At 55.4% G+C, this 15,537-nt stretch carries 11 protein-coding genes; 4 read left to right on the top strand and 7 right to left on the bottom strand.

Going from position 1 to position 15,537, the window contains the following annotated elements; translation table 11 throughout:
* Positions 1 to 10: 10 nt before the first annotated feature.
* On the bottom strand, positions 11 to 751 hold the full coding sequence (araD, locus tag RSSM_RS05995; protein WP_008675668.1) for an L-ribulose-5-phosphate 4-epimerase AraD: 741 nt from the start codon (positions 749 to 751) through the stop codon (positions 11 to 13).
* Positions 752 to 913: 162 nt separating this feature from the next.
* On the opposite strand from araD, the gene RSSM_RS05990 reads away from it, so the two are divergent.
* Positions 914 to 2,092, top strand: coding sequence for an AraC family transcriptional regulator (locus RSSM_RS05990; protein WP_008675667.1), 1,179 nt, complete (start codon positions 914 to 916; stop codon positions 2,090 to 2,092).
* 400 nt (positions 2,093 to 2,492) lie between these two features.
* On the opposite strand, the gene RSSM_RS05985 is transcribed toward RSSM_RS05990, so the two are convergent.
* Complete coding sequence (locus RSSM_RS05985; protein ID WP_044301326.1) at positions 2,493 to 3,734, bottom strand: DUF1559 domain-containing protein; 1,242 nt, start codon at positions 3,732 to 3,734, stop codon at positions 2,493 to 2,495.
* Between the two features lie 396 nt (positions 3,735 to 4,130).
* Positions 4,131 to 4,271: a hypothetical protein gene (locus tag RSSM_RS34545; protein WP_008675660.1), complete on the bottom strand. Its 141-nt coding sequence runs from the start codon at positions 4,269 to 4,271 to the stop codon at positions 4,131 to 4,133.
* Between RSSM_RS34545 and RSSM_RS05980 the strand changes: the two genes are divergently transcribed.
* Positions 4,262 to 7,297, top strand: a complete 3,036-nt coding sequence (locus RSSM_RS05980; protein WP_008675661.1) for an FG-GAP-like repeat-containing protein — start codon at positions 4,262 to 4,264, stop codon at positions 7,295 to 7,297. The two genes, RSSM_RS34545 and RSSM_RS05980, sit on opposite strands and share 10 nt — an antisense overlap.
* Positions 7,298 to 7,501: 204 nt before the next feature.
* Here the strand turns inward: RSSM_RS05980 and RSSM_RS05975 are convergent, their stop codons facing one another.
* The 4 genes from RSSM_RS05975 to RSSM_RS05960 form a co-directional block, all read right to left on the bottom strand.
* Positions 7,502 to 8,521 carry a glycoside hydrolase family 43 protein gene (locus RSSM_RS05975; RefSeq protein WP_008675658.1) on the bottom strand — a complete coding sequence of 340 codons (1,020 nt, stop codon included), beginning with the start codon at positions 8,519 to 8,521 and terminating at the stop codon, positions 7,502 to 7,504.
* A gap of 137 nt (positions 8,522 to 8,658) precedes the next feature.
* Entirely contained in the window at positions 8,659 to 9,711 is a 1,053-nt protein-coding gene (locus tag RSSM_RS05970; RefSeq protein ID WP_044301337.1) for an aldose epimerase family protein, read from the bottom strand.
* A gap of 303 nt (positions 9,712 to 10,014) precedes the next feature.
* Positions 10,015 to 12,234: a rhamnogalacturonan lyase gene (locus RSSM_RS05965; protein ID WP_008675656.1), complete on the bottom strand. Its 2,220-nt coding sequence runs from the start codon at positions 12,232 to 12,234 to the stop codon at positions 10,015 to 10,017.
* A gap of 281 nt (positions 12,235 to 12,515) precedes the next feature.
* A complete protein-coding gene (locus RSSM_RS05960; RefSeq protein ID WP_008675652.1) occupies positions 12,516 to 13,415 on the bottom strand; it encodes an alpha/beta hydrolase in 900 nt (299 codons plus the stop codon).
* Positions 13,416 to 13,631: 216 nt separating this feature from the next.
* On the opposite strand from RSSM_RS05960, the gene RSSM_RS33620 reads away from it, so the two are divergent.
* Complete coding sequence (locus tag RSSM_RS33620; protein ID WP_044301333.1) at positions 13,632 to 14,069, top strand: nucleoside deaminase; 438 nt, start codon at positions 13,632 to 13,634, stop codon at positions 14,067 to 14,069.
* A 178-nt stretch (positions 14,070 to 14,247) separates the two neighbouring features.
* On the top strand, positions 14,248 to 15,537 hold a 1,290-nt coding region (locus RSSM_RS33060; protein WP_236620976.1), incomplete at its 3' end, for an SGNH/GDSL hydrolase family protein.

Here is a 15,537-nt window from a genome sequence, read left to right as displayed (position 1 = left end):
GGGGACCTAATCAGTATTGAGTGCTTGCAGAGGAGTTAGAAGGTTGGCCGTAGTAGGCGGCCGACCCGTGCTTGCGACGATAGTGCTTTTCAAGCACGTAGGATTCTAACTCTTGGGCGCTATGCGTGCCCTGCTGCATGGCCTGCAGAGTGCTCTGCTGCGTGGCCAATGCCATTTCTGCAACCGCCTCCAACGCGACGGCGTTTTCAACCGACTTTTTCGCCGACGGTCCCCACACGAACGGCGCGTGCCCGGCTACCAATACTGCTGGCATCGACTGCGGATCCAGGTTTGCAAATCGTTCCACGATCACGGCCCCGGTGTTCGCTTCGTACCCGGTCTCGACCTCTTCTTCGGTCAACGGACGGGTGACAGGCACTGGACCATAGAAGTGATCCGCGTGCGTTGTCCCCAAACATGGAATCTCACACCGCGCCTGCGCGTACACCGTTCCGTAGCGACTGTGCGTATGAGTGATCCCACCGATGCCGATAAACGAACGATACAGCAACATGTGAGTCGCCGTATCACTCGATGGTCTTAAGTCGCCTTCGACGGAGTTTCCATCGAGGTCAACAACGACCATCTTTTGTGGTGTTAGCTCCTCGTAGGAGACTCCACTCGGTTTAATAACAATGAGTTCACTGTCGGAGTCATAGCCGCTAACGTTGCCCCAAGTCAGTGTGACGAGGTGATGACGCACCAAATCACGGTTCGCTTCACATACCTCCTTCTTCAACCGGTCGAGCATCTCTATGTCAATGTTGAGGGGAATCGAGAGCCCTCAAGGTTGTCATGAAGGCAGTTGCTGCGACGCTCGCACGTCGGAAGATGATGTTAGCTCTGTCTGCGCACGTTGACTATCCAAACCTTGCGCACAATAATGTCGCTTTTGCGTAATCAAAGGTGGCACGTGAGTGACTCGGCAAAAGTGGCGTTGTTAATTGAGACGTCGCGAGGTTATGGGCGGCAACTGCTGCGTGGGATCGCCCGCTATTCACGACTGCACGGGCCTTGGGATTTCTATCTCGTGCCTGGTGACTTCAAGCAAGCGTTGCCTCGTATGAAGCGTTGGGGTGGGGCCGGGATCATCGCGCGACTCGAGACACCTCAAATCGCGAAAGACGTTCTCGCATCGGGTTTGCCGACGATCGCGTTGGACTTAAAGCAAGAAGAACGCGAAACGAATCATCCGTTATCGAAGCTCAGCGAGATCTCGTCTGATTCGTACGGTGCCGCTCAATTGGCTGCACAGCATTTGCTCGAACGTCGGTTTCAGAACTTCGCGTATGTGGGAGTGCGTGGACGCGTTTGGTCCGATCTTCGCGAACAGAGTTTTTGCAAACACATCGAGGAGGCGGGTTATTCGGTTGAGGTTTACCGGGGTCCGCGGAGTAAACGTGAACGAGAGTGGGACCGTGAACAGCACCAGTTGGCTGAATGGCTTTCGAACCTTCCCAAGCCAGCAGGCGTGATGGCGTGCAACGACGACCGTGGCCGAGAGGTTCTCGAGGCATGTTACAACGCGGAAATACGAGTGCCCGAAGAGTTTGCGGTGATCGGAGTTGATGACGACGATCTTCTTTGTGAGCTCGCTGATCCGCCGCTCACGAGTGTCGCACTCGATGCCGAGGGCACTGGGTTTCGTGCGGCAGCGTTGTTGGATCAGATGATGAAACGGAAGGTGCGCAAGCCGCAGCGATTGCTGGCCAAACCGCTGCACGTTGTCACGCGTCGATCGACAGACATTTTTGCCATCGAAGATTCCGACGTTGCCGCGGCCATGCGATTCATTCACGAGAACGCTACCAAGCCGATTCAGATTGATGACGTGGTTCGATACGTTGCCATTTCACGGAGAAATATCGAAACGCGTTTTCGGAAGGTCGTTGGTCGGACGTTGCATGAAGAACTGCAGCGGGTGCGAATGGAGCGAGCCAAGCGGTTTTTGTTGGAAACGGATCTGCCGATCCCGCAAATCGCCGACGCGATCGGTTTCGGAACGCCATCTTATTTTATTCAAGTGTTCCGGGCAGCTCACGGTGTGACGCCGTCAAGGTTTCGCCGTCAAATTAGAAATGAAACCAGCTAAAGCGATCTCACCGGGGTGTTGTCTGCACTATGCGATTTAACTCCTTCGTGGTCCCGCGATTTTGATGGGGCACGCCATCGTTGATTGCGACGGGGCACAAAGAAAACACGCTCTTGCGAGCGTGTTTGTCGTTGTTCAAAGCATCACTGTATTATTGTTGATCGGGAATGCTTCGAGATCCTCTGGAGCGGTCTGAGAAGGCATCTTTGGAAGTTTCTCCGTAGTTACTAAAACGCTCTTCTCTCGCGGGATCAGTCTGGATCACCGTGTTTTCTTCTTGCCCGCAGCCGGCGGTCGGCAGGCTGAGAGCGCACAGGGCCAACAGCAGCCAAGACTTCCTTCTCATCAAATTCTCTTTCAGGTATAAGGTCGGATCAGCGGAGCATGGAGCTCGGCCCAGTTAAAATTCTTGGTCGATAACTTCTTTGCTGGCACGAGTGCCGAGGGCTCCCCAAAGTCCGAATGGGCTTGGTGAACCAGGGACGGTTGGTGCGCCAGGGCGGTTGGTGGCGTGGTCCCAGAAGACCATGCCGTTATGAGATCCGGTATCAATCGATTCGGTGATGAACTTGACGGCACCGTCACCCATCAATACGTGTGCCCCGCCTTGGTGGCGACTGCTCGCACTGGCCATGATTTCTGACCCAGGGTTACCGTCGATGATGCACAATTCCGAGTTCGGAGCCTTGATCGTGGTGAAGGATGTTTGCAGTGGTTCGCCAACTGCCCACATGTAGCCACGTCCAAAATCGGAGTTAACGAGTCCGCCGTCGCCTGGGTCGCTGCCCGGTGAGGCTTGAGGGACCGAGGCGTCCCAAAACTGAGGACGCTCGGCACTAATCAAGGACGCGCAGTGATTGCGATTGTCCGTCAGGCTCCACCATGCTCCCGGGTTGTTCAACGCGGCGGTGGTGATGTCTCGGTCACCGAGGTCGGTGTTCATTTCACCTGCGGCGATCGTGTTAGCGAGGCCATCAAGAACATCACGGAACCTTGATTTCAACATCGGTTTGAAGAAGCCACGGTAGTGCGCCCGAGCGTCGTTGACGAGAATGTCACCCCATCGTTCGCCACCGAACCAAGGGTGGTAGGGACCGTAATTGGTCATCGCGTCGTCGCCAACGCATGCGGCGTAATTGCTGCGGCCGAGCGATGGCAGTCCCTTCCCTGGATCGCTTGGGCAGCGGAAGGTTGGAATCTCCGTCGCCCACGGTCCGTACGTTCCGATGTAAGGGGCGGGGCCCATGGCAGGCCACGGCGGCGACTTAGCCGAGCCATCGGCGTTGCTAGCGTTGGGGTTGGAAATCTGTTCCCACAATGCTTGCTGCTCGACGAATGGCAAGATTCCGACGAGGTAGCTGAGGATCTGCTGGTTGTTGAGTTGGTTCGTGCCGCCACCGCTGGATTGGGTTCCGCCCATGTGCGTCGGGATTTGATTGAAGGCCGCGTGATAGTTGTGGAGTCCCAATCCGATTTGCTTGAAGTTGTTGCTGCAACTCATGCGACGTGCGGCCTCGCGGGCCGCTTGTACGGCGGGCAGGAGCAACCCGACCAACACACCAATGATCGCGATCACAACAAGCAATTCCACCAGTGTGAATGCTCGTTTTGCCTTCTGTGGGCAAACTCTTTGAGGACTCATGTCTGCAACTCCAGTTCAATTTATAACGATGAACAAAATCGGACTGTTTCTAAACGGCGAAGGCCGAAAGGTGTTTTGGAAACAAATCCGCGGCACCAATCAAAACAGTTTCAAGGGGAAATAACGCCTTTCCCGGTATTGGGATCGGTTGTCCAAGAGGAACGCGTTTAGGTGACACTCTTGAACGTTAGGGGCAATTATAGGTTTGGTTCTCGGGTATTCTATCCGGCATTGCGCACAAAAATGTCGTTTTTGCGTATGGGGCAACGGATGAGCAAACCGCATTGTGAGGAACCAAGTCGCGGCACCGGTGAGGGCGGCACTCGTGTAACCGGAAGGTTGCGCGACGACGCACGTTGCAATTTTCCACCACCGCGACGCTTAGGTTTTATCCGATCACCTCGGTAAATTGATCAGCCCCCAGACGCTGGTTTCGGGGATATCCTGGAAACCGCGGCTAACGCCGATCGGCTCATTCATATTCGAATCGGTTTCTTGTCGCAGAGTTTCTCGAGCATCGCGAGAAGGTGAGTTCATTGCTTGTTTATCGTAGTCAGATTGTTTGGGGCATTGTCGGTGCCGCGTTGTCGTTGTGCGCGCAGTTCGGTTGCAGCCGAACCGACGAGAGTATGCCGGCAGAGAGAAAGCTGGGGCCGATACCAGTGGACTCACAGATCGATCCTTTGCAACGTTTGCGTTTAGCCGTTGAGCGGGAACGCTGGCAGGAGGCATGGGAAGGTTCCAACGCTGCCTTGACGCAACATCCGGATGACGCGGAGGTGATTTACCTGGTCGCAAATGTCGCTCAGAAAGTTGGAAAGCCCGACGTTGCTGCAGAACTTGTGATGGATGCGTGCCGTGCCGAGAATTTTCAAGATGTGGCGGGGATCAAGAGAGCGATGGAGGCATTGTTGAAGGTCGGGCGGCTATACGATTGTCTGGACCTTTTTGAAGATGCGTTGGAAGTCGATCCAAATTTGCATGAGATTCGACAATACTTTTACGACATGTGTTGGGGAGCGGAAGACCGACGGAGAGCGATTCCTCACGGTCGACTTTTGGTGAAGTATCGCCAGTTTGATTTGCCTTTGCTGTTAACGCTCAGTTCCACCGAATCGGGAACGGATCGATTGGAGTCTTTTGTGGCGATGGCCAAGCGTCATCCGCGAGACAAGCGACCTCTCGTTGCCGAAGCAAAGTATCGTTTCGATCAGGGCGAGTTCACGCGGGCAGAAGCGACTCTCCGTCAGGTTCTCGAGACTCACCCCGAACACTTGCCCGCCAACGCACTGCTATGTCGTGTGTTGATCGCAAAGGCTGCGTACGACGAGTTTGCGAAACTCCCGGTCGAACTCTCTGACGGCATCGATGGCTATCCCGACTATTGGTTAGCCGTGGGTGATTGGTGCTGGTACGCCGGTCGGCAACCGGAGGCAGCGCGAGCGTACTGGGAGGCGGCGCGGCGGGACGCAGATGGCCGCGAATATTGGCTCAAACTAGCGACTTCGCTGAGGCAACTCGATCACGAGACTCACGGGATTGATGATTTGACTCTTTCTTCTGTTGAGAATCGAGTAAGGTTGCTGACCCTTTTTAGCGATGCGACGACACGATTTCGCACCTATCCTTCGCAGGCTGTTGCTGTTGAAATTGCCGAAGCCCTGCAAAACCTGGGGCGTCTATGGGAGGCCGAAGCCTGGGCCGCGATTGCGACTCGGCTACCTCGCGATCCTGCTGTGCCGGTTGCTCAGATTCGTGAGTCGATCGTGTGTTCGTTGCGAAAAGACACTCCTTGGCAGATTGATGAGAAGCACCCCGAGTTACGGATCGATCTTAGCCATCTCGTTGTTCCGCGATTGGATTCGCTTGGAAGAATCGCTGACCAACGAGACCAGAAGCAAATGCGCATCTGCCGGCGTTCCGAACGTCTGCGATTGAAGAATGAGGCGAATGAGCGATCGTTGACGTTCTTTGGGCGTACGGCTGATGACCTGGATCGTCCAGGAGTGATGCATTACCAAACGTTGGGCTGTGGCGGTGGAGCTATCGACTACAACCTCGATGGCTGGCCGGATTTGTACTTCGCGGCGGCGGGCGGCACCCCGCCAAATCGAGATTCGAGTCCGAATGCACTTTGGATCAATCGAGGAGGCACATTTGTCGACGTGAGCCGTGAGTCTGGGACCGATGACACCGGTTTTGGTCAAGGAGTCGCAGTCGGGGATGTCAACGAAGATGGTTTTCCCGATTTATTGATATTGAACTACGGTCCGAATGTTCTATTTATCAACAACGGCGATGGCACATTCACTGACGCGAGCGAACGGTTGCCGAGCGAGGGCCAGGAAGTCGTTTGGTCATCGAGCGGTGCGATCGCTGATTGGAACCAAGACGGGTTGGCGGATCTGACGATTCTTAACTACGGAAAAGGTCTCGAACCGGTAACCAAGAAATGTTTTGGGACGAGCAAGAGTCTCGCACGAGCCTGCGCCCCGCTCAATTTCAAAGCAGCAGCGGATCGATTTTGCTTGAACTCTCAGACGGGAGAGTTTGCCGACCAGGCATCGTTGCAGCCCACCGCGTCGAACCTCGGCCGAGGACTCGGTGTGATTGCGGGTGACCTTGACCAAGTACCCGGCGTGGATCTTTTTGTCGCCAACGATCAGTCAAGCAACCACTACTGGAGCAGATCCGAGAGTAAGGAATATTCCTTGAAGGAATCCGCGATCGTTCGAGGACTGGGGGCGAGCAATGATTCGCCGTATCAAGGGTCCATGGGTTTGGCGACAGGAGATTTCGATCGCGATGGAGACTTCGATCTCTTCGTCACGAATTTCCATCAGGAGTGTAATACCTATCACGACCAACTGAGTCCGGGGGGCTGGCGAGACCAAACGATGCCGCAGCGACTGTATTCGGCCACGTTACCGATGGTGGGGTTCGGGTCGCAGGCCGTGGATCTCGATAATGATGGTTGGCTCGAACTCATTGTCACCAACGGTCACGTGGATCGTTATCCAGGTGAGAAGTCCGGTTCGTATGCGCAGCCGATGCAAGTCTTTCGGCGTAATACCGTCGATGATTATGAATCGATTGCTGAGCTGATTGACGGAGAATACATCAGTGCCACGCATGTCGGGCGGGCCCTGTGGACGGTCGATGCCAACCGTGACGGGCGGACGGATCTAGTCATCACTCATCAAACCGAACCGGTCGCGTTGTTGGTCAATCAAACCGAAGAGTCTGGTGATTGGATCGGGTTGCAGTTGGTGGGGCGAGATTGCTCGCGGGATGCCATTGGTGCCGTTGTCGAAATTGAATCCAACGATCGGCGCTGGGTGGTGCCGCTGACGTCGGGCGATGGTTACCTGTGCAGCAACGAGCGGATTCTGCGGGTCGGGTTAGGCGAGTCTGCCGGTGAGTGCGACGTCGTGGTGAAGTGGGCCTGTGGAACGCAGCAACGTTATCCGGGATTAAAGCCCAATGTGACATGGCTGTGTGTCGAGGCCGACCACGATGCCTACGATCTATCTACTGACCAAAACGTCGCGACTACCCAATGAGTTCCAACCCAGAGACCTTTACCCAAGCGATCTCGAATCGTAGCGAGATTCAAACACATCGAAATCCAAAAACCGCGAGGGCATGTCCGGTTCGTTTGCCGCAGCCCTGTCCGTTCGGGTGTCCTGTCGCCTGCAGTGTTCTCATCGCAATCTTGGATTGACGGTTGTCGACACGCAGTTGGTACCGCAGGCGTGGATGGTGAGTCACCTACGCGGGCGGGCGGTTCCGTTTCGGTCGTTAGCGACGGGCACGCCAAAGTTGGGTGTACCGTCATCGTTCCACAGCAGCACCTGCGCGCGTGTTGCACGGTCCGGGTTGTTCAGAGGATCGCCCTTGATTGTTTCGTAGTCGCGGGAGTGATAAACCAAGATATCCGTGTTCCCGTCGGGTGAGGTGGTGAAGCAGTTGTGTCCAGGGCCGAATTGGCTGGTTTCGGGATGGCTCTTCAGCACTGGGGTTGGTGATTTGATCCACGATTTCGGATCGAGCAGGTTGGCATTCTCATCGGCGGTAAGCAAGCCAAGGCAATAATTCGCATCCGTTGCGCTGGCCGAATACGTCATGAAGAGTTTTCCGTTTCTGTGAATAAACGCGGGAGCTTCGTTGACGTTATGTCCGATGCGTTCCCAAGGCAGATCCGGTTTGGTGATCGCTACCTGTTGTCCGGTGATGGACCAAGGCGTGTCCATTTCAGCGAGAAAGATCCGCGTGCCACGTTCTTCCGGAACGCTTTGCGCCCACGCGAGGTATCTCTTTCCGAGGTGCCGGAAGGTGGTGGCATCTAAGGTGAATGATTCCCAGTTCATCTTGAGCTGGCCTTTTTCAACCCACGGACTTTCGAGTGGGTCGGAGGCATCACACTCGAGTACGTATTGGCGAATATCCCAGATCGCCTCGGCACGTCCGGCTGCGAAGTAAATGTACCATTTGCCATCGATAAAATGGATCTCGGGGGCCCAGATGTGATGGCTCATTGGACCGTTGTCGTGTTTTCGCCAGACGACTTTTGCCTCGGCGTTGGATAATTCGCCAAGCGTTTTTGCTTTCCGCAGTTCGATGCGATCGTATTGCGGGACCGTTGCGGTGAAGTAGTACCATCCGTCGCTATGCAAGGTAACGTGCGGGTCGGCGCGTTGCCAAAGAATCGGGTTCGGCCACTGAAGTTTTGGTTCGGCAGCTCCTGCAGTCGCAGTGATCAAAAGAAAACAGAGAATGGTGCGCATTTCGTTTCGTATCGTCAGAGGAGAACGAAGCCACGCCGTACACGTGTAGAGCGAGGCATCCACGGTTATTCGCGGTGAATCATGTCAGGCGGGATTGCAAGAAGATGCGTCTTTCCGACAGACGCGTTGCGTTGTCGCTATTTCACTCCGAAGCGATAGACCGTGGTGGTCTCGTACTTCTCGCCGGGACGCAGGGTGGTGCTCGGCCATTCGGGGCGATTCGGGCTGTCTGGGCTGTGTTGTGTTTCCAGGCAAAGTCCACTGCGGTGTTGGTAAGGCTTGCCCGATTTGCCGATCAAGTTTCCGTTCAAAAAGTTGCCCCCGTAGAACTGAATCGCGGGTTCGGTGGTGAGCACATCGAGCACGCGGCCGCTATGAGCTTCATACAAAGTCGCGGCCAATTCGAGTCCGGCCTCTTCCCGGTCGAGTACCCAGTTGTGGTCGTAACCGAGGCCGTGTTGCAGTTGGGGATCGTTTGACTGAAGGTCGCGCCCGATCGGTTTGGGGGCGCGAAAGTCGAAAGGCGTTCCTGCCACGTCACGGAGTTCGCCGGTAGGAATCAGTCCTGAATCGACGGGTGTGAATTTGGACGCGTTAATTCGGAGAATGTGGTCGTTTATCGTCGGTTCCCCTTCTCCGGCCAGGTTGAAGTAGGTGTGATTGGTGACGTTGACGACCGTTGGTTTGTCCGTGGTGGCTTCGTAGTGCATGACGATTGCGTTTTCATTCGTCAGCGTATACGAGACACTCAAGGTCAAATTTCCCGGGTAGCCTTCTTCGCCATCGCGGGCTCGATAAGTCATTTTGACACCGTTGTCGACTCGTTCGGCGTCCCAGACGACTTTGTCGAAGCCCATCTGTCCTCCGTGAAGGTGGTTTTCACCATCGTTGGTAGCAAGAGTGTATTCCTTGCCGTCGAGAGTGAACTGGCCTTGCGCGATGCGATTGCCGTAGCGACCGACGACACTGCCGAAATACGGTCGATTCGCCGCGTTGATGTAGCTTTCCACGTTGTCGTAACCGAGAGCCACGTCCGCCATGTCGCCGTTGCGGTCGGGGACGATGATCGAGGTAATGGTCGCGCCATAGTTGGTGATTTTTACCACCATGTTGTTTTGGTTGGTCAGCGTGTAGAGGTTGATGGAGTCAAAATCCGAAACCTCTGCGGCAGGAGCGATGCAGCATGTCATGATTGCCGTGACGACGAGCAGAAAGAGTCTTCGAATCAAGGAAGTTGCCATGAGATAGAGAGGCCAAATTTGGATGTGGGGACATCGAACCGGTGAGCAGACGAGTGCGTTTGAAAAGGCACGCTCGCCAAGGATAGCCGTGCGGTTTGGCCCGGTCACTAAATCTTTGCGCAAACAAGTATCAACTATGCGCAGTCTCTTTCGCTGACTCTGCTGCGCGTTGTTGTCGAGTTCCCACAGGTTAGAGTCGACTCTGAAGAGGTATCGCCGAATTTCTCCAGGCGTGCGTTTGCGACGGCTAGGCTATCGGGTTGCCGGCGCGGCGTACCGGATTGCAAAGGGGGATTGCGGCAGGCTCATCCCTTCACCCAAGTAAAAACCGGTATGGGCGGGTTGGTTGTATCCGACGTTTTGCCAATCAACGGAAACCCGATAGTGAGGATCGTGCATCAGCGTACGCAATCGATATTGCGTGGGGATAGTGCTAACGAAAATCATCAAGCGAGTATTGTCGTTAGAACGTAGGATCAGCTCTTCCCGCCAGTCACCGAGCACGTCGGCGATCAAGCAAGGGTTCGCTTTCGTGCCGTTGTTCTGCGACGCGAAATAGGGATCGCGGTACGCGGTAAGCAACCTCTGGTTGGTGCGTTGTTGCCAGTCCCATTTGTCAATGATCGTCCCGTTGACGAGTTCGCGTAGTAGGTCACCATCCCACCAGATACCCATGTTGGTCCAACGAGGTTTCTTATCGCTGATGGTTTCACCGCGGACGTTGAAGAGTTTGTTGCTCGCGGTCGACCAGAACTCGAAGCCGTTATGTTCTGGATCGATATCGAACGCGACGCCGCGTCCAACGTCTCGGTGCGGGTGCTTCTTCCAAATCGCGGATCCGTCGGATGCACGGAATTCAATTCCGGCGTCGTGGGCGGTTCCTTCGTGAATGTCGAACACCTCGAGGCCTGGTTTTTGCGGATCCATGTCGGTCACGTGTAGAGCGTCCCCGTGGCCCAGTTCGGTGGTGTAGAGTCCGCTGCCATCATCGTCGATCGCGCAACCACCGAACACGATCTCGTCTCGGCCGTCTCCGTCCAGGTCCGCCACGGAGACTTGGTGGTTTCCTTGGCCGATATAACCGGCGAGTTCAGGATGTCCGAGTGTGTCGAAGACCCAAACGTTTTCGAGTTGGTGATTCTTCCACTGCCATGCGGCGATGCAGGTGCGACCGCCTCGTTTCTTGCCGTGGTAGTAGCCTCGAGCGGTGACGAGGAAAGGATGGACGCCGTCGAGATAAGCGATGCAGGAATTGAATCGATCCATTCGGCCGCCATAGTTGTCGCCCCAAACGTCCCAAATTTGGTCGCGTGTTGGGCTGTGCGTGTCCGGATGACGCTGTGGAATGAACGATTGCGTGTCGAGTTTGGCTCCCGTCAGGCCGTCGAATAGGGTCAGGTATTCGGGCCCGCGAAGCACCACGCCATTGGCTCCTCGATAGTCACGGTCGCCTTCGCCGATGACGTTTCCCCGGCCATCAATTGTCCCATCGGCAGTTTTCAACGCGATTTCCGCACGACCGTCACCATCCAAGTCGTAAGCATTCATTTGGGTGATGTGAGCCGAAGCATTGATGTTTGTCCCCAAGTTGATCCGCCATAGATGCTCGCCGTCCAACGTGTAAGCGTCGATTAACACTGGACCTGTGTGGCGATTGGGGTGCCCGCCGCCCCAAGTGTTGGTCGGTTCCCAGCGAAGGATGTACTCATAGCTGCCGTCGCCGTTGAGGTCGGCGACGGTTACGTCATTGGCGGTGTATTGATACTCCTTGCCGTCGGGAGTGGTTCCTGGCTCGGGCTGCTGCAGGGGAATCTCCAGGCATTTTCGAGCCTCCGCGTTGGCGGGCAGTGTTTCGGCGGGCGAAGTTTTGGCGGGCGAAGTTTTAGCGGGCGAAGTTTTAGCGGGTAAAGTGAAGGTGTTGTCGCACTTGTCGTCCGCAGTTTTGGGATCGGCAATCACCCGGTATGTGGTTTCAACGGAAGAGTCCCAACTGTCGTCGATAAACCACGTGTTCTGCAGAGGCGAATCGTTGAGCTGGATCTCTTGGTCCCCCGATATTCGAAAAAGATGGAAGCGGATCTCAGTCGGATCGAGTCCCAGCATTCTCCAGCTAAGAAACACCTTTTCGTTGGATTGGACGATCGCAACCAGCCCACGATCGAGTCGCTCAACGATCGGAACGCGTGGAGGAATCGCGTCGGAAGGCTGCTCGTCTTGTGTTGTTGTGGCGACCAGAGAGATTGGCGGGGATGCGCTCGTGTTCCCGAACGCTTCCTGGTGGGGTCGGGCGGCATGGAAAGGAGAGATCGAGACTGCTGCAAAGGCGGTCATCGCGAAGGTGACTCCCAACGTGATCGTTTGCTGGCGCCAATTCAGGCCGCTCGGATGTTGAATTGGGTGGCGGCGGCGTTTCGCACCGGAAGGCTTGGTGGCTGCTTCGCGAAATATCTGCGGAATGAATGGGTTCGACATTGTTGCAGTTCTTGTTGGTCTGACGCCGCGTAAACTTGTTGGGATAAAGCCACGACATGGTAATCGATTCGTTCTGGGATGTCCGACGTGCGGTTTTCCCAACCCGAGAAGCGAATGCAAAAGGGTAACGCCTCAGTGCCAAATCATCTGAACTGCGAAGTTGATCTCGCACAATGCAAAGAAATCGCACCCTTTCGCACGCAATCCATCTGAGCGACGTTTGAGGGAGCGAAAGGGTGACGCGAAGCAGGCGGCGCAATGCTCCACACCATGAGAACGCATCAACGCCCTGTGTTCTGGGACAGCCATGTTTTGATGGTTTCGAAGACTTCATCGCGACGCGCTTCGATGAGGAGTGAGTGTCGGAGTCCATCGAAGGTCTTCGTGGAGCAGTTTTTTCCTGAGCGTTCACAGAACGTTCGGCTCGTTTCTGGATCACAAATCTCGTCATCGCTACCGGTGAGGAACAGCAACTCGGTGCCGAGGCTGGAGGCTTGTTCGAGGATCTCATGGCCACTGGACATCAGTTCGCCTCCGATTCCGATTGACAGTTTCTCATGCATTAGCGGATCGTGCGCGAGTTGCCTGAGCATTTCGGTGTCTTGAGTCAACTGAGTCGGTTCGATGTCTGCCGAGACTCGGACTCTCGGAATGATCTTTGCCGTCAGCCATGCTGCGAAGGATTGCGCTTTGGTCGGAGGATCTTTCGGCAAGATCATCGGGTTGGTCACGATGGCGCGATGGACCGGATGACTGTTGCTTCGCAGAAGGTACTTGAGCGTGATGTGACCACCCATGCTGTGTCCGAGTAAAACGATCTCGGCGCCGGGTTGATCCTCGGCAACATAATCACAGACGACCTGGACGTCATCGACGAACCGATCTAACGAAGAAGCATGCCCGCGAACACCCGGACTCTTGCCGTGGCCGTGCTGGTCATAGGCGTACGTGGTGATGTTGTCATTAGAGATGGTTTCGCGGGACAGGGTTTCGCAGGACAGGGTATCGCAGGACATCGTTTCACCGAATTCGTCGTACCATCCGCTGTGTTCACCGAGTCCGTGCACCACGACGATCGCGATGTCGCCAACCCCTTCGCCCCATCGTCGTAGATGAAGGCCTCGACCATCGGGCGTCTCGATCGTGCTTTGTTGTTGGCATTCTGCGTTCGTCGTGGACATGCTCTCTCAATGAGTTTCTTGGGCACGGGCTTTGCTGTTTCGTTTGCTGTTGTGTCAGTGCAGCAAGAACCGTACCGATCCGGAACGCCAGGGAACCGACGAAAGAGAGCCACAGAACCGATGAAAGCGACAGCAGAGAGACAAGCAAATCGACAGGAACTTGATCGTCAGTACCTAGATCGTCAGGACTTTGATCGACCGACGTTGGAGCGTTGGATGGCCATCGTTCTTGACGAGCTGCGTAGCGGTTTGAGTGAAGAGCAGTCTCCGTTCGCCGCCGGGGTATTTTCGCGATCGGGAGACATCGTCGCGATCGCGCATAACACGGTCTCGGCGACCAACGAAGTCAGCCGCCATGGCGAAGTCAACGCGATCAACGCGGCTTGCAAGAAGCTGAGTACACCGGACTTGAGCGAATACGTTCTGGTCAGCAGTGGCGAGCCGTGTCCGATGTGTGCCGCGACGGCATTGTTGGCAAAGATGGATGTGATTGTTTATGGCGCGTCTTCTGAAACGATCTCGGACGCCGGCTATGCAACTCTCGGTTTGTCGTGCGAACACTTCGTCAACATCAGCGGCAAAACAGTGCAACTGATATCCGGTATCTGCGAACCCGAATGTCGGCAGTTGCTTCTCGCCAATCCAGCCGGGTGACAGAGGAATCCAGTGGAGTGCAAGCGGTGACCGCGGAACGGCGAACGGTGTTTGGGAAAAAGGTTGCGATCCGTCCGCTATTTCACGTGTAATTTCGGATCGGTGCGCCATATGCCTGTCGGGACCAAACCTCCGGCTAGGCAAACACGATCGCATGCGCATTCCTCCAATTCTTTCTTTGACTGTTCTTTTATGTGTGTTCCTGTTTGTCGCCGATGCGCAGGGCATGACGTCGGCCTCGTTTGGCGAATTTGACCGACGCGCGAAGGCGGGTGAACGCTTGGATGTGGTCTTTTTTGGGGCTTCGCTTACATGGGGATCGAATGCCACCGATCCGCAATTGACTTCGTATCGTGCGAAGGTTGCTAGACGTTTGCAGGATGCATATCCGCAGGCGCATTTCGCGTTTCATGATGCATCGATTGGCGGGACAAACTCGCAGTTAGCTGTATTTCGGTTGGATCGTGATGTTCTGCGGCACAAGCCGGATTTGGTTTTTCTGGATTTCTCAGCCAACGACGATATCAACACCGCCGATACTGAGAAATTGGCGGCCTATGAGTCACTGTTGTGGCGGATAATCGAGGAAGGGCGTGCACCGGTGGTGCAGATGATCTTCCCGTTTGGTTGGGACGTGAAATCGGCGGATTTCGACCGGATGAAACGTCGTGCGGCGCATCTCTCGCTTTCCAAGGCGTATGGCACCGCGGTCGGTGATGCGATCTCGTTAGCAGTGCAGCGTGTGAAGGCCGGCGAGATGACGGTGGAGCAAATTTGGCCGTTCGATCTCGTGCATCCGGGCGATGTCGGCTATCAGCTTTTTGCCGACGTAGCGTGGGCCGCGTTCCAGGATGCTGTGCGTCGTGATGTCGTCTGCAAGACACCGAAAGAGATGGTCCATGGCGAGACGTACAGAACGCAGTCGCGTGTTCGCATTTCCACGCTCGGAGAGCTTCCGAAGGGATGGCGGAATGAGTCGCCTAACCTCACGTCCGCCTACTTCGACATGTTGATGTCACGGTGGCTCGAGGATGAAGTGGTTGCATCGAATCGCGTCGAGATCCAAACCGCGGAAGAGGAGAAACGATTCTCTCCGCAGCAAGTCGACCGACTGAAAGTTTCTTTTCGAGGCAACATGGTATTGCTGTTTGGCGAAGGCACGACCAAGTCAGTGAGGTACCGTGCCTACATCGATGGCAAACTCGTTAAGCGGATGCGACCCGGTGCCAAAGAACCAATGTGTGAGTTCGATTCGGCGAGCATCTCAGCCAGAGCGAACGGCAACACGCACCATGTGGCCGTCATTGCTGAAAATCTAGCTGCGGATCGTGATCACACGCTCGAAATCGAGCCCCTCTTTTCCCCTGAGCTCGAGGAGCAGGAGCTGCGCCTTGAGAGCATTTGTGTCGCCGGCGGTGACGCCGAAGTGTTTCCCTTTCCATCTAACGACAGTCCGATCCTCAATGAT

Origin of the sequence: Aporhodopirellula sallentina SM41, assembly GCF_000346505.1 — a bacterium.
In the GTDB taxonomy this organism is placed as follows: Bacteria; Planctomycetota; Planctomycetia; order Pirellulales; family Pirellulaceae; genus Rhodopirellula; species Rhodopirellula sallentina.
This window is presented reverse-complemented; position numbering and strand designations above follow the sequence as displayed.

Bases quoted from the DNA above. Each gene is read 5' to 3' on its own strand.
- RSSM_RS05960 (WP_008675652.1), bottom strand. From the start codon at position 13,415: ATGTCCACGACGAACGCAGAATGCCAACAACAAAGCACGATCGAGACG.
- RSSM_RS05975 (WP_008675658.1), bottom strand. From the start codon at position 8,521: ATGCGCACCATTCTCTGTTTTCTTTTGATCACTGCGACTGCAGGAGCT.
- RSSM_RS05985 (WP_044301326.1), bottom strand. From the start codon at position 3,734: ATGAGTCCTCAAAGAGTTTGCCCACAGAAGGCAAAACGAGCATTCACA.
- RSSM_RS05970 (WP_044301337.1), bottom strand. From the start codon at position 9,711: ATGACATGCTGCATCGCTCCTGCCGCAGAGGTTTCGGATTTTGACTCC.
- RSSM_RS34545 (WP_008675660.1), bottom strand. From the start codon at position 4,271: ATGAACTCACCTTCTCGCGATGCTCGAGAAACTCTGCGACAAGAAACC.
- RSSM_RS33620 (WP_044301333.1), top strand. From the start codon at position 13,632: ATGGCCATCGTTCTTGACGAGCTGCGTAGCGGTTTGAGTGAAGAGCAG.
- araD (WP_008675668.1), bottom strand. From the start codon at position 751: ATGCTCGACCGGTTGAAGAAGGAGGTATGTGAAGCGAACCGTGATTTG.
- RSSM_RS05965 (WP_008675656.1), bottom strand. From the start codon at position 12,234: ATGTCGAACCCATTCATTCCGCAGATATTTCGCGAAGCAGCCACCAAG.